This window comes from Methylotenera sp. N17 (assembly GCF_000799155.1).
GTDB lineage: Bacteria > Pseudomonadota > Gammaproteobacteria > Burkholderiales > Methylophilaceae > Methylophilus.
Map to the genome: position 1 here is coordinate 1,824,824 of NZ_JUGE01000001.1, position 13,967 is coordinate 1,838,790.

16 protein-coding genes are annotated in these 13,967 nt (G+C 45.6%); 5 read left to right on the forward strand and 11 right to left on the reverse strand.

From position 1 onward, the window contains the following. Nucleotides 1-10: 10 nt before the first annotated feature. From FG11_RS08660 to FG11_RS08680, 5 genes are all read right to left on the reverse strand, one after another. On the reverse strand, nt 11-748 hold the full coding sequence (locus FG11_RS08660) for a UDP-2,3-diacylglucosamine diphosphatase (protein ID WP_047534367.1): 738 nt from the start codon (nt 746-748) through the stop codon (nt 11-13). Nucleotides 749-756: 8 nt separating this feature from the next. Continuing rightward, complete coding sequence (locus FG11_RS08665; protein WP_020182686.1) at nt 757-1,248, reverse strand: peptidylprolyl isomerase; 492 nt, start codon at nt 1,246-1,248, stop codon at nt 757-759. Between the two features lie 29 nt (nt 1,249-1,277). Beyond that, nucleotides 1,278-1,862, reverse strand: coding sequence for a peptidylprolyl isomerase (locus tag FG11_RS08670; RefSeq protein WP_020182687.1), 585 nt, complete (start codon nt 1,860-1,862; stop codon nt 1,278-1,280). Next, a complete protein-coding gene (locus tag FG11_RS08675) occupies nt 1,862-3,094 on the reverse strand; it encodes a L,D-transpeptidase family protein (protein WP_047534369.1) in 1,233 nt (410 codons plus the stop codon). The genes FG11_RS08670 and FG11_RS08675 overlap by 1 nt, the downstream gene beginning before the upstream one ends. A 75-nt stretch (nt 3,095-3,169) precedes the next feature. Then, nucleotides 3,170-4,204: a tetratricopeptide repeat protein gene (locus tag FG11_RS08680; RefSeq protein WP_047535999.1), complete on the reverse strand. Its 1,035-nt coding sequence runs from the start codon at nt 4,202-4,204 to the stop codon at nt 3,170-3,172. Nucleotides 4,205-4,374: 170 nt separating this feature from the next. Here FG11_RS08680 and cysS point away from each other — a divergent pair, with 170 nt between their 5' ends. Beyond that, nucleotides 4,375-5,814 carry a cysteine--tRNA ligase gene (cysS, locus tag FG11_RS08685; RefSeq protein WP_047534373.1) on the forward strand — a complete coding sequence of 480 codons (1,440 nt, stop codon included), beginning with the start codon at nt 4,375-4,377 and terminating at the stop codon, nt 5,812-5,814. Between the two features lie 21 nt (nt 5,815-5,835). Here cysS and FG11_RS08690 read toward each other — a convergent pair whose 3' ends face one another. Continuing rightward, nucleotides 5,836-6,942, reverse strand: a complete 1,107-nt coding sequence (locus tag FG11_RS08690) for a GGDEF domain-containing protein (RefSeq protein ID WP_020182691.1) — start codon at nt 6,940-6,942, stop codon at nt 5,836-5,838. A 258-nt stretch (nt 6,943-7,200) separates the two neighbouring features. Here FG11_RS08690 and argJ point away from each other — a divergent pair, with 258 nt between their 5' ends. From argJ to FG11_RS08705, 3 genes are read left to right on the forward strand one after another with little or no spacing between them, the layout of a single operon-like run. Continuing rightward, the gene (gene argJ / locus FG11_RS08695) at nt 7,201-8,427 is read left to right on the forward strand and encodes a bifunctional glutamate N-acetyltransferase/amino-acid acetyltransferase ArgJ (RefSeq protein WP_047534375.1); all 1,227 of its coding nucleotides are present in this window, start codon (nt 7,201-7,203) and stop codon (nt 8,425-8,427) included. 11 nt (nt 8,428-8,438) lie between these two features. Beyond that, nucleotides 8,439-9,311 carry an ATP-binding protein gene (locus FG11_RS08700; protein ID WP_047534378.1) on the forward strand — a complete coding sequence of 291 codons (873 nt, stop codon included), beginning with the start codon at nt 8,439-8,441 and terminating at the stop codon, nt 9,309-9,311. Between the two features lie 6 nt (nt 9,312-9,317). Next, the gene (locus FG11_RS08705) at nt 9,318-10,277 is read left to right on the forward strand and encodes a Nudix family hydrolase (RefSeq protein WP_025224772.1); all 960 of its coding nucleotides are present in this window, start codon (nt 9,318-9,320) and stop codon (nt 10,275-10,277) included. Nucleotides 10,278-10,293: 16 nt separating this feature from the next. Here FG11_RS08705 and FG11_RS08710 read toward each other — a convergent pair whose 3' ends face one another. The 5 genes from FG11_RS08710 to FG11_RS08730 all read right to left on the reverse strand — a co-directional run bounded on the left by FG11_RS08710 (nt 10,294) and on the right by FG11_RS08730 (nt 13,342). Then, nucleotides 10,294-10,698 (reverse strand): copper chaperone PCu(A)C, encoded by a 405-nt coding sequence (locus FG11_RS08710; RefSeq protein WP_200884573.1) that lies wholly within the window; start codon nt 10,696-10,698, stop codon nt 10,294-10,296. Nucleotides 10,699-10,802: 104 nt separating this feature from the next. Further along, nucleotides 10,803-11,000 (reverse strand): DNA gyrase inhibitor YacG, encoded by a 198-nt coding sequence (locus FG11_RS08715; RefSeq protein WP_020182696.1) that lies wholly within the window; start codon nt 10,998-11,000, stop codon nt 10,803-10,805. A 24-nt stretch (nt 11,001-11,024) separates the two neighbouring features. After that, a complete protein-coding gene (zapD, locus tag FG11_RS08720) occupies nt 11,025-11,780 on the reverse strand; it encodes a cell division protein ZapD (protein WP_025224774.1) in 756 nt (251 codons plus the stop codon). Between the two features lie 55 nt (nt 11,781-11,835). Continuing rightward, a complete protein-coding gene (gene coaE / locus FG11_RS08725) occupies nt 11,836-12,444 on the reverse strand; it encodes a dephospho-CoA kinase (RefSeq protein WP_047534384.1) in 609 nt (202 codons plus the stop codon). 25 nt (nt 12,445-12,469) lie between these two features. Further along, nucleotides 12,470-13,342 (reverse strand): prepilin peptidase, encoded by an 873-nt coding sequence (locus FG11_RS08730; RefSeq protein WP_047536001.1) that lies wholly within the window; start codon nt 13,340-13,342, stop codon nt 12,470-12,472. A 168-nt stretch (nt 13,343-13,510) separates the two neighbouring features. On the opposite strand from FG11_RS08730, the gene FG11_RS08735 reads away from it, so the two are divergent. Continuing rightward, nucleotides 13,511-13,918: a hypothetical protein gene (locus tag FG11_RS08735; protein WP_020182700.1), complete on the forward strand. Its 408-nt coding sequence runs from the start codon at nt 13,511-13,513 to the stop codon at nt 13,916-13,918. Nucleotides 13,919-13,967: the final 49 nt, after the last annotated feature.

The window sequence follows — 13,967 nt, forward strand, 5'->3', positions numbered from 1 at the left end:
ATCAATTAGATTAAGTTGGGATAGTCTCTGCAACAAGATGGCCGCGATTGTCCATTTTCAAATAACTGCCTTGCTCATACCAATCGCCCAATACCCAGCGCTCACAAGCATGCCCGTCTACATTGAATGCGTGACGATCTGGCCGGTGGGTATGACCATGAATCAATACTGGTGGAAAATCATGCTCGCGTACTAACTGTGCAACTGCATCGGCATTCACATCCATAATCATGGACTCTTTTTGAGACTTCTCCACCTCACTGCGCGCCCTAGCCTGTGCAATAAATGCTTTTCGCTCTGCCAATGATTGACTTAGAAACGTGGATTGCCAAGCCGGCTGGCGTACCTGCTCACGAAACGCAATGTAGCTTACATCATCCGTGCACAATGCATCTCCGTGCGTGAGCAATATGCGCTGGCCATGCATCACTGTTAATAATGGATCCGCAATTAGCTGAACACCCGTTGCTTGAGAAAAAGCCTCCCGGATTAAAAAATCACGGTTCCCATGCATTAAATACACTTGGGTGTTTTGCTGAGTAAGTTGATGTAATGCATGTAAAATCGGGCGGTGAAAATCATCCTGCATGGCATCATCACCTGCCCAATATTCAAAAAAATCACCCAAGATATAGAGTGCGTCAGCTTGTGCAGCCACCTCGGCTAACCATACAAGAAAAACCGAGGTGATATTTGGTCGTGACTCACATAAATGTAAGTCAGAAATAAAAAGGGTATCGCCCTGCATTCAAGGGTTTAGCTCACTGTAGCTTGTAAAATAACCACTGGCTCTACTGGCACATCTTGATGACCTGCACGGCTAGTGGTTGGCACCGCTTTGATTTTATCAATCACGTCCATGCCTTCTACCACCTTGCCAAATACACAGTAGCCCCAGCCACTTGGCGTAGGTGCTGTATGATTCAAAAAATCATTATCACCCACATTGATAAAGAATTGGCTACTGGCTGAATCTGGTACAGAAGTACGTGCCATCGCAATGGTGTACTGGTCATTGGTTAATCCGTTATCCGCTTCATTTTTAATCTGTGCATCGGTTGGTTTTTGTTTCATGTTGGCATCAAAGCCACCACCTTGAATCATAAACCCGTTAATCACACGGTGAAAAATCACCCCTTCATAAAAGCCTTTTTCAACATAACTTAAAAAATTGGCTACTGTAATTGGTGCTTTTTCTGCGTTTAATTCAATGGTGATATCACCAAAGTTGGTGGAGAGTTTGACCACAATATTTCCTTTAATAGATGATAGATAAATTATTTTGCTGCGACAGGTGACTTCACTTTGGCTTGTTTAATCACAATGGCTTTAATAGGTACGTCAGAGAATCCACGGTTATTGCCTGTAGGTACAATGCCGATTTTATGGACGACATCCATGCCGCTCACCACCTTGCCAAACACACAGTAACCAATGTAATCAGGCTCTGGGCTGGTGTAGTTAAGAAACTGGTTGTCTGCCAAGTTAACGAAGAATTGCGCTGTCGCTGAGTTTGGGTCTGAGGTTCTTGCCATTGCAATCGTACCAGTTTGATTCAGCAAGCCGTTATCAGATTCATTGGCGATTGGCGCACGCGTTGGCTTCTCGGTTAAATCACGCTCAAAACCACCACCTTGAATCATAAAGCGGCTAATCACACGGTGAAAAATCGTATTGTTATAAAAACCATCATTCACGTAACGTAAAAAATTCTCTACTGTTTTCGGCGCTTTATCCGGGTACACTTCCACCACAAAATTGCCCGCAGACGTCTCAAACTCGACTTGCGTGGCGGCTGTAGCACTCGACATTAGGCCCAAGAACAACGTCATTGAAATGATGAATTGATTGATGTATTTCATTACACAGCACCTTCGTAAATAATTTTCCATTGGTTATTTTCATATACCCAATACTGGCGTTTTTTCATGCGATTTTGTAACGACGCACTTTTAAAGTCCTGCTCAAAATTCACAACAACCATCGGTTGCTGCGCATTGGGATAGCTAAATATGCTCACGTTTTCAATACCTACCGAGACACGCGGCTTTTTAGCCTGTATCAAACGTTTGTAATTTGCCCATTGATTAAAATCACCATCACTATAAAAAAAGTGTGATGAATAATGTGCTAAATAGGCTTCCGAGTCCTGAGACTCCCAATCTTTACGCCAAGCTTCAATAGAGGTTTTTAGCGCTTGCTTTTGCGCCACCTGCACCTCGCTAGATGCTTCGGCCAACCATTCCACGCCGTTGGCAATAATTACCGGCGTATTGCCACGGTTTAGAATAGGATGTAGCGATTTGATATCCGGATTGGATAACACTACGCAACCATCACTCGCACGGGGTGGACGGCTATAGGTATCTGTTGGTGTACCGTGCAACCAAATGCCAGAACCGTTTCTCTTTTCATTGACATCGATTTCATTCGGATAATTCAGTGGATAAGCACCCTCACCATACATATCCGGCAGAGGCCCACTTAGTTTAGAAGAGGCAAAATATACGCCAAGCGGTGTGCGCTTATCCCCCTGTAATTTCTTATCAATGCCATTTTTACCAATGGTCACGTAATAGTCAGCAATATACTTTAGCTGCCCGTCTTCTTGCTTGGCATACAGAAATAATCTAGATTTTGAGGTATCGACAACCACCGCATAACGCTGGGAGGAATCTAACTGAATCAATAAGTTAGGTTGTAAATGGTCTTTATTTTTTTCTAAATAACTCTCTAAACGCTTTTCCGCCTCTTCTTTTAAATCTTCGATCTGGCGCGGATCGCGTACGGAGGTATCTCCAAATGCGCTCAGCATACGCGCTCTAGAGGCGAGCAAATCTCCACGAATAAGATAAGCCAGTTTGAAGTTGGGAGTATTCTGAATCAGTTGATTCACAGTGTTTAAAGCATCGCCAGTTTTGCCTTGTTTAATTTCAAACAAAGTCTTAGCCAGCATGCTCTCAATGATATTGGTACTGTATTTTTGCGCAAGAAAGCGAGAAGCAATGCCTTCTTGATTCACAGCAGTCGCATTCCATGGCAATACCGAGCCAAGCAATAGAATAACGACTGATAAATGTTTAATACGTACCATGGGTATAATTATACCCTCCAAACCTAAAACTTACCTCAAATTCAACCAGATATCTGCTGCATTTGAGGCGAAACATTAACGTCCGGCGATTTCCTGCTGAATCAACCACGCACCGCCTACTTTGGTCATCGCCAACGTTTTACGTGTACTTTGTGGCTTACCATCTGCAACATAACGCTGACTAAATTGTACTTTGGCGGCATCACTGCCCTCCATCGTCACTTTGGCGTTATTCACTTCTACCGCAATCGTTTTTGGACGACTTACGCGATCGCGCCGTGTCGCTTCCCACGCTTTACGTGGTTCGCCTTTCGGTGTTTTAAAGCTATCCGCATAGCTGGCCAAATATTGATTCACATCTTGTGAAGACCACGCTTTTGCCCAAGCATTCACAGCATCCAATACTGCAGTGTCATCGCTAGCCGCAGCTACTGGCTCTGGTTTTGCAGGCTCAGCCGGTTTAACTACTTCAGGTTTTTTGCTATCCATCGGCTTGGCAACAGACGTCGCTGGCTTAGACAACTCCACGGTTTTGACTGGATCTTTGCTTGCCACGGCTGGCTTATTAGCGCTGGCCTTACCACCAAACAAATCTGTAATCATGGATAGCTTGCCCTGTGCCCTTGAGTTTGAAGCATCTAACTTAAAGGCTTTGTCATACGCTTCTGAGGCTAGGCGTGCATAAATATCACCTAGATTTTCATGTGCTGTTGCATAGCTTGGGTGTGTTTTGATGGCGGTTTCCAGCGCTTTACGCGCTTTATCATACTGCCCTTGATCCGCGTACAACACGGCCAAATTATTGTAAGGCTCCGGCAAGTTCGGGTATTTCTCGGTCAAGTCGGTAAAGGCCTTAATGGCTTCATCGCGCTTACCCTGCTCGACCAAAATCACGCCCTTCATAAACAGCGCTTCGGCGTCTTTCGGGTTGGTGTTCAAATAAGCATTTACTTTCTCTAGCGCCGCAGCTTGATTGCCCTGCTCGGAAAGCAAATTAATTTCTTTCAACTCTGCACTTGCGTTCCCCGCAGCCATGCCCATGATCGAGAAATGCAAGGCAGAAAAACCGAGCGTCACGGCAATCAACGTTTTTATTATTTTAGTGTGCATGGGCTTTTTACCTTGAGAAGAATCGAAGATGTTCATTATGTTATACTTGAGACGATGATTAAGTGCCTAATTCTATCAATAGCCTAGGCCATACTACAATAGCTGGCTTGCTTAATCACTGATTAATTTTACTTTTTTCCTATTAGAACACGCTTTACATCACACTGCGCATGTTAAAAATTTACAACTCTCTTACCCGCGAAAAACAAACCTTTACCCCGATTGAGCCTGGCAAGGTGCGCATGTATGTATGTGGCATGACCGTATATGATTTTTGTCATCTAGGTCACGCACGTGTGATGGTGGTGTTTGACATGGTTGCGCGCTGGTATCGTGCCAGCGAATACCAAGTAACGTATGTGCGCAACATTACCGACATTGACGACAAAATCATCAAGCGCGCCAATGAGAATGGTGAAACGATTGATGTGCTGACACAACGCTTTATTGATGCCATGGATGAAGATTCTGCCAAACTTGGCATCATTCGGCCAGATATCGAACCGCGCGCGACACAGCATATTCAGGGCATGCTGGATATGATTGCCAAACTGATTGAAAAAGGCCACGCCTACCAAGCAAGCAATGGCGATGTGTTTTACAAAGTGCGCAGCTTTAACGACTATGGCAAACTTTCTGGCAAAAGCCTGGATGATTTGCGTGCTGGCGAGCGCGTCGAGGTAGATACCTTTAAACAAGACCCTTTGGATTTTGTGCTTTGGAAATCCGTCAAACCAAATGAACCTAATTGGGATTCCCCTTGGGGCAAAGGGCGCCCGGGCTGGCATATCGAATGTTCCGTCATGAGCGCAGAACATTTAGGGGCGCATTTTGATATCCACGGTGGCGGACAAGACTTGCAATTCCCGCATCATGAGAATGAGATTGCGCAATCCGAAGCCGCACACAGTTGCCAAATGGCTAACTACTGGATGCACAATGGCTTTGTGCGTGTGGATGATGAAAAAATGTCCAAATCACTGGGCAACTTTTTTACGATCCGTGAAGTGCTTAGCAAATATGATGCAGATGTCGTACGCTTTTTCATTTTACGTGCGCATTATCGTAGCCCGCTTAATTATTCCGATAAGCATTTAGATGATGCAAAACAAGCGCATGACCGATTTTATTTAACATTGAAGAATGTATCACCTGCAAATATTGATATCGACTGGGAAAATCAATATGCCGCAAGATTTAAAGCAGCTTTAGATGATGACTTCAACACGCCGGAAGCCATGGCAGTACTTTTTGATTTGGCAAACGAGGCCAATAAAACAAAAAACTCTAGCGTTTCTGGTCTTTTGAAAAAATTAGGTGGCATTTTAGGCTTACTCACGCTAGATGCTGAGCCCTATTTGCAAGGCCGTAGAGAAGTGACCAGAGCTTTAACTGGAGTTGAAGCTAAAGGTCAAATAGGAAATGTCTCAGCAAAAATTACAATTAACATTTCCGGCGAAGAGCACGATATTCAAGATGTTATTCAAATGAGGCTAGACGCCAAAAAAACAAAAAACTTTGCCGAAGCTGACCGCATTCGTAAAGAACTAGCCGATGCTGGCATTATTTTGGAAGACACGCCGCAAGGGACTACTTGGCGCCGTGCTTAAGTGATACCTAAAAGTACAGGCCTATTCAGCCTGATACTTGACCACGTGATTACGGCCGCCATTTTTGGCGCTATACATTGCCTTATCTGCGTGGCTTAATAAATCCTCTAAGGTTTCCCCAAAGTCTGTCACGCCAAAGCTGGCCGTAAGCGATAGCAGATTTTCTTGTGCCAATATAATGGTCGAGTTCATCATAGTGCGTTTTAGGTGATTAGCTACTTCTTCCGCCTCGCTCACGCGCGTATTCGGCAACAAGACGGCAAACTCCTCGCCACCAAAACGACACAACACATCCGATTCTCTCAAATTGTTTTTGAGCAGTTGCGCCAAACTGCTCAGCGCCATGTCGCCGCAAGCATGACCAAAACTATCATTAATATTTTTAAAGTGATCCACATCCAGCATCAACGCGCTGACAGGTTGCTGGTTGCTTTTGCAATAATCGAATAGTAATCGCGCCTTATCAAAAAAGGCTCGGCGATTATTCAGGCCGGTCAATGCATCCGTACGCGCCATGTCCTCTGCGCTCATTTTGGCTTGTTGTAAATCATAAGCAAGTTCTAGGTTTCCATTGAACGTTTTTTGCAACAATATGCTGGTGATAATGCAAGAGACATACATACAGCACGCCGCAACGCCCACCCAAAATGTTTGGTCGTAGCCTAATGTCAGCAATACGATAATCATGGGCACCAAGGCCAGAGAAACCGAAGCAATTTGCAGATAACGTAGCGGGCTGTACCATGAAATAGCTGCGCCAGCTAAGCCAAGCGAGAAAGTATTCAGGATAAAGATGGCCGTTAAGTTGTCTCTGGGCATAATCCAAATAAGCCCAACGCTCCAAGAAAGAAACACCAGCAACAAGCTGATAGCAAAGGGTTGCTCCCAACGCAGCACATCAGTGCCTTGTGGGTTAGCCTGTTTGAATCGAGAGATAATGACAATCCGCATCAGTGCTAGCAAGAGCGTGATACCGAACCAGATGAGTAATTGCTGACGATTGGCAAGCTTCCATAACGCAGCCACCAAAAACAACCCAGCTATCGCACTCAGTACAATCGGAATAAGGCTGTGCATATACAACAGCTTGATTTTCTCAATATGAATATGCGTTTGTTTGGATTCCATCTTCTAAATTCCTGCCCTATGGACCAACACTTCACTCGTGTTTTTATTATATTTTTTTAGCATTAAAGTGTACCACAATAAGTATTTGGCGATAGTAAATGCCAATGTATCAATCACATAGCGCTAAGCAACGAATTATTTAGCAAAATAAATGCACCAGCTTTTGAACAATAATTCCGCATAGTGGTATACACAATGCACCATCTTAAAGCGAATACGTTAAAATAAACTACTTCAAAATTCCATGGGAACATTGTAATGCCTGTTCAATTAAGCGCACCACAAGCCGCATCTCTTTTACCTGTTCGAGGTGTTCAGTTAGGCTATGCAGAAGCCTATGTGCGCAAACCTAACCGTAAAGATGTGCTCGTGATTACCTTGGCAGAACATAGCAGCGTTGCTGGCGTGTTCACACAAAACCGTTTCTGCGCTGCGCCTGTCACGCTATGTAAATCGCATTTATCACAGAATGAAGGCATACGTGCTTTGCTAGTGAATACCGGTTGTGCCAATGCAGGCACCGGCGAAGAGGGCTTGCAACGCGCACAACAAACTTGTCAGGCATTGGGTCAATTACTCAATATCAAGGACAGCCAAGTACTGCCATTTTCCACAGGTGTGATTTTAGAGCCTTTGCCGGTAGACAAAGTGATTGCGGGCTTGCCCGCCGCGATTCAAAACTTAAAAGAAGATAATTGGCTGAATGCTGCTGAAGCCATTATGACCACCGATATTGTGGCCAAGGGAACGTCGCGCCAATTACAACTGGATGGCAAAACCGTGACCATTACCGGCATCAGCAAAGGCTCCGGCATGATCCACCCCAATATGGCGACCATGTTGGGTTATATCGCTACCGATGCAGCGGTAAGCCAGTCTGCGCTCGAAAGCATTATTCAATACGCAGTCAACAAATCGTTTAACTGCATTACTGTAGATGGCGATACCAGCACCAACGACAGCTTGATAATGATGGCAACGCGCCTAGCCGGTAACGTAGAAATCACAGAACAAAGTGCAAACTTTGCAGCGCTGCGCGATGCACTTACGGATGTTGCGGTTGAACTAGCGCAAGCCATTGTACGCGACGGTGAAGGTGCTACCAAGTTTATGACAGTACAAGTAGAAGGCGGAAAAGACGAGGCAGAATGCCGCAAAGTGGCGTATGCCATTGCGCACTCACCGCTCATTAAAACCGCATTCTTTGCCTCTGACCCTAATCTAGGGCGTATTCTGGCCGCCATTGGTTATGCAGGTATTGATGACTTAGACGTCAACAATATGGAACTGTATTTGGGTGATGTGCTTGTTGCCGAAAAAGGAGGTAGAGCCGCCAGTTATGAAGAGGCGCAAGGTGCTGCCATCATGAAAGAGTCGGATATCTTAGTGCGCGTAGTACTCAACCGCGGCAATGCAAACGTCACCATCTGGACCTGTGATTTTAGCTATGACTACGTCAAAATCAACGCCGACTATCGGTCATAAAGCGCGACTCAATGAACAATACAATAGAACACTTAATTACGCGTGCAGAAAGCTTGATTGATAAGCTGGAAACATTATTACCTGCTGCAAATGCGCCTATAGATTGGTCGGCTATCGCTTGGCGTTGGGTGGCCAAACTGGGCAAAGGTGAATTGCAGGCCATCTCGCATCCACATGTCATTCAATTAGAGAATATTCTGTTTGCTGATCGACAAAAAAAGGAAGTGGTACGCAATACGCGCCAGTTTTTACAGGGTTTGCCAGCCAACAATGTGCTACTGACTGGCGCGCGCGGCACAGGAAAATCCACCTTGGTCAAGGCACTGTTAACAGAATTTTCTGCAGCAGGCTTACGCTTGATTGAGGTGGAGCGTCACGATTTGACGCACTTGGCCGAGATTGTCAGCTTGCTTCGCGACCGCCCAGAAAAGTTTATTATTTTTTGTGATGACCTCACCTTTGAGGCCAATGATGAAGGCTATAAAGCACTTAAAGTGGTATTAGATGGCTCGATTGCCAACACCTCAGACAATGTGCTGGTATATGCCACTTCCAACCGAAAAAACTTGATGCCTGAAATGTTTGCCGACAATCTGCCCGCGCGCTACGCCGATGGTGAAATCCGCCCCGGCGATACGATAGAAGAAAAAACCGCGCTAGCCGAACGCTTTGGCTTATGGCTGAGTTTTTACGCATTTGACCAGGATGAGTATTTGCACATTGCTGCCAACTGGTTGAACACGTTTGATATTGCATTTGATGAGGAGGCACGGCTTGCTGCCTTGGATTTTTCACTGACCCGCGGCGCGCGCAGTGGTCGTGTCGCCTATCAGTTTGCGCGTGATTATGCGGGCAAGCGTAAGTTAACGCCAGCACATGACTAAACCATGATGACTAAAGTCGTGCAAGTCGCCGTCGCCATTCTACAAAAAACGAATGGCGATTTTTTATTAGCCAGCCGACCACAGGGCAAAGGCTGGGCTGGCTGGTGGGAGTTTCCCGGTGGCAAAATTGAGCAAGGAGAAGCGCCTGAGCATGCGCTTGCGCGTGAGTTACAAGAAGAGCTAGGCGTGACGCCAACAGCTGTTCAGCCATGGATAACACGCCGTTACGATTACCCGGCTACCCACGATGCCAGCGCCAAAACCGTACTGCTCCATTTCTTCTTTGTGACCGCTTGGCAAGGTGAAGTCATGCCGCTAGAAGGACAATCCCTGTCTTGGCAATCTCCGCAACATGTACAAGTGAGCCCGGTATTACCAGCGAATGCGCCTATTATGCATGCGCTGGCTTTGCCCACTATATATGCAATTTCCAATATAGCAGAAATGGGAAAGCCGCAATTTATGCGCGCATTGGCGCATGCGCTAGACCAAGGTTTGCAGCTTATTCAAATTAGAGAGAAACAGTTAACACGTGATGCACTCTCTGCATTGTCACAAGAAATACTGGCCCTGTGTGCCCCGTATCAAGCAAAAGTCATGATCAATACAGACATTGCGCATGCAAGACAACTCGGCGCACACGGGGTCCATTTAACCAGCCGTGATTTAATGCAGTTACAGCAAAGACCAGCACACTTGTTAGTAAGCGCTTCGTGTCACAACCCATTAGAGTTAGCGCATGCTGCTGCATTAGGGTTGGATTTTGTGGTGCTGTCGCCAGTGCTCGCCACATTAAGCCACCCTGATGCACCCCCAATCGGTTGGGAGACGTTTGCACATTGGATTCAACACTATGCGTTGCCGGTGTATGCCCTAGGTGGCATGACCAGCCAACATCTTAGCAAGGCATTACAAGGTGGTGCACGTGGAATTGCCATGCAGCGTGGTGCATGGCTAGCTGATTAAAATCAACCAGTTGTGATTAATTGACTTCTTTTATGGGTAGCGTAACGCTTTGGTGCGTGATGTTATCTGCTTGATCTTTAAAACAGAGCTTTAGCGTGACTGTCTCACCAACTTTAAGTGGTTTTTGCAAACCAAATAGCATTAAATGAAAGCCGCCCGGCGCTAGTTTTTCCGGTGTGTTCGGCTGCAAAGCCAACACATCTAATTTGCGCATTTTCATCACACCATTACTCATGGTCATGCTGTGAATTTCCACTTCATCCGCGCTGCTGCTTTCAACATACACCAGCTTCGCCGGCTGTGCACTCTTGAGCGTCATGTAAGCGGCACCTACTTTTTGCCCCGGCGCAGTGGCTCGCACCCATGCCTCTGAAATAGCCACATCAGCCAATGCAAGATGACTTACGGTTAACAGCAGCATAACAAATAAGGATGATTTGAACGGATGCTTCATTTCACTCGACTCTCTAACAACACAAATTGGGGAAGACTACTGATATCAAGACTATCAAACATAGACAAAATTCAATTTGAATGTTGGTCTTCATCCAATTCCGGTGGCGTGTTATCCGGAATGCGAAAACGCTCATTGGCCCAATCGCCAAGATCTACCAATTGACAACGTTTGGAGCAAAATGGTCGATATGGGTTTTCGGGGCTGAATTCTGCTGGCTGCCCACACTGCGGACAATTGACTAAACGCTTTTTGGATGTATCTGACACGACTTACTCACACTCACTTTAAAACTAGAAATTACAAATGACCATGGCAAACTCAACATCATGGTCACATTGTTTGGGTTTTTGCACAAAATCCAAGCTGTTAAAACGAATGTTGATGGCGTATTTATTGGCACTGACCTCAGGGAAGCAAGGAGAGTCTTCCACTTCAATTCTTAATAACTGCGCAGGTCTCACACCGCCTAGCAACTGTTGAAATGCACCTTGACGTGCGACGTGTTTAATTAACTCACCACTGCCTCGAAGAATCTGCAGAATGGTTTGGATGGCTTGATGCATCGGCATCAGGCGTGATAGCCAGGTTTCAAAATCTTTACGCCTACGCTCCTCACCCAAATACAGCCAATGATGATAAGACGGCAAATCAAACTCACATACACCACCTGGAATATTGGCGCGTTGCTTAATGCTCATTAGCCAATCATTCTCTCGTAACGCCTGGCCTAGCTTGAGCGTATCACCTCGTAACGCAAGTGCGCTTTTCTCTAGACTAGCAATCGTGGTGTTTAAAGCCTCTTCTGCAATATTGGGGTTACCGCGCAAATGTTGCAGATGGGATTTTTGACGTTCTAGCTCTTGCAATAAATCCATTTTCAAATCTGCGCGATCAATAATATCGAGCATTTGCAGAATGGAGATCAGTGCGGCGTGATGGTTGAATTCGTGCCCTACATTGACATGATGCAGCACTTTAGTGAACAAGTCCTCTAGGCGAAGATAAGTTCTGATACGCTCATTAAATGGAAATTCGTAGCTAGACACGATAGGGTATTAAGTCAGCTTACTTATATTTGTAAATTGCAGTGAATTATCAGATTTATTTGCTAACTATGCAAGTATTAATGTAATTTTTATGAAATTGATAAATATTTTCTTCAAATTCTGCCAGACCTGCGTTGTTGGTGATGATGGTATCTGCCATTGCAATTCTGCTTTGGCGTGACGATTGTGCATCGATAATTTGCTGTGCTTCTTGCGCACTCAATCCACTGCGTTCCATCACGCGCGCTAATTGCAATGATTCGTCACAATCAATCACCAGAACATGGTCAATATACGGCAAATAGCGCTGGCTTTCTTGCAACAGCGGAATGGCCAACACCACATAAGTCGAGGTCTCTAACGCTGCAAGTTGTTTAACGGCCTCATCGAAAATCGCTGGATGCATGATGGCGTTCAATTTGACTCTGGCATCTGGTTGCGTAAATATCAGTGCACGCATCAGCGGCCGATTCAACGCCCCCTCCTCCGTGATAAATTCGCCACCAAGCTCAGTAGCAATCTGCGGCACTAACGCGCCTCCTGCTGCAGTGAGTGTGTGCGCAATGACATCTAAATCGACGATCGGCACACCTAAGCTACTCAGCATTTGCGTGGCGATACTTTTACCGCTGCCGATGCCCCCTGTCAGTGCAACTATTTTCATGCATGCACCAAATCGTATACTTACGCTACTGTACCAAGTACAAAGCAGCGAGAGATTGCCCGTAAAACAATGCGGCCATCCCACCCAAGGCTAAAAATGGGCCAAAAGGGATCGCTGTCTGACGGTCTTTATTTTTGAACACAATCATACCAATGCCTACCACAGCGCCAATCACAGAGCTGAGCAGAATGACTGCGGGTAATAACTGCCAGCCAAACCATGCGCCAAGCGCGGCCAACAGTTTGAAGTCGCCATAGCCCATGCCCTCTTTGCCAGTGACGAGTTTAAATAGCCAATAGATTGACCAAAGAATCAAGTAGCCGGCCATGGCACCGATGACGGCTGACGACAAACTGACGAAACCGTTGTTTAAATTGAACAACAGCCCCAGCCACAGCAGCGGCAAGGTGATGTCATCCGGCAGTAATTGTGTATCAAAATCAATACAAGTTAACGCAACCAACGCAAACACAAACACCCATGCAAACAAGGTAGTAGCGCTATAGCCATACTTTACGGCAACTGCACCAATCAACGCGCCGGTGACAGCCTCCACTATTGGGTAACGTGCACTGATAGGTGCTTTACACTGACGACACTTTCCTTTTAGAAACAAGTAACTCACCACAGGGATGTTCTCCAGTGCAGTGATGTTGTGCTGGCATTTGGGGCAAGCGGAGCGCGGTGTCACTAGATTATATTTAGCTTGCTCTGGCGTATCTTTTCCTTGTAATTCAAGGCAGTTAGCATGCCATTCGCGCTCCATCATGATAGGTAAACGGTGAATCACCACATTAAGAAAACTACCAACTAACAGGCCAAATACGACAGAAAGCGTGATAAAAAATGCAGGTTCGGCACGCAACAATTCCGAAATAGGCGCAAAAATTTCAAACATAATGACCTTATGGGTGATGTAAACTTTTGCCATCATCGCATCGTTAATATATGTGTGCAATATCGAAAATGATTTTGGTGTAAAAATTGCTAGTTCAATATTGCAAGGCTCTTGAATAGTACTTAACAGTCACCACATAATAGATGTAATTGAAGCAAAGGACTCTTGATGACAAACGACAATAAAGTATTCGATAGAACGCAAATTGACAAAACACAAGTTGAGCTCAATCAATTTGAGCACCCCGCATGGGATGAACCCATCATTTGTCGCGTAGAAGTGGATTTGCCAGGCTGGTTAGCCCAACTGACTGGCGATCGCTCTTGGGAAATTTATGGTGAAGACGAAGAGGAAACCTGCATTAGTTTTATGATGCGTCAAAAGCAAGGTTCAGAGCACCACGTGATTAAACATAACGCATTGAAACAAGCAGAGGTCACCTTGTATCACAATGGGTACGCTGTGGTGGATGTAGATGGCGAAGCGCTATTTGATGGCTCCTTGACTACCGGTACTAGCGAGTGCGCGCACTTAAGCTATTACCATGCAACAGGCGAGCAAATCATGTTGAATTAACAGATGTTTAGCAGAACGATATACGGCTTATCAGCGATGCTGGTAGGCC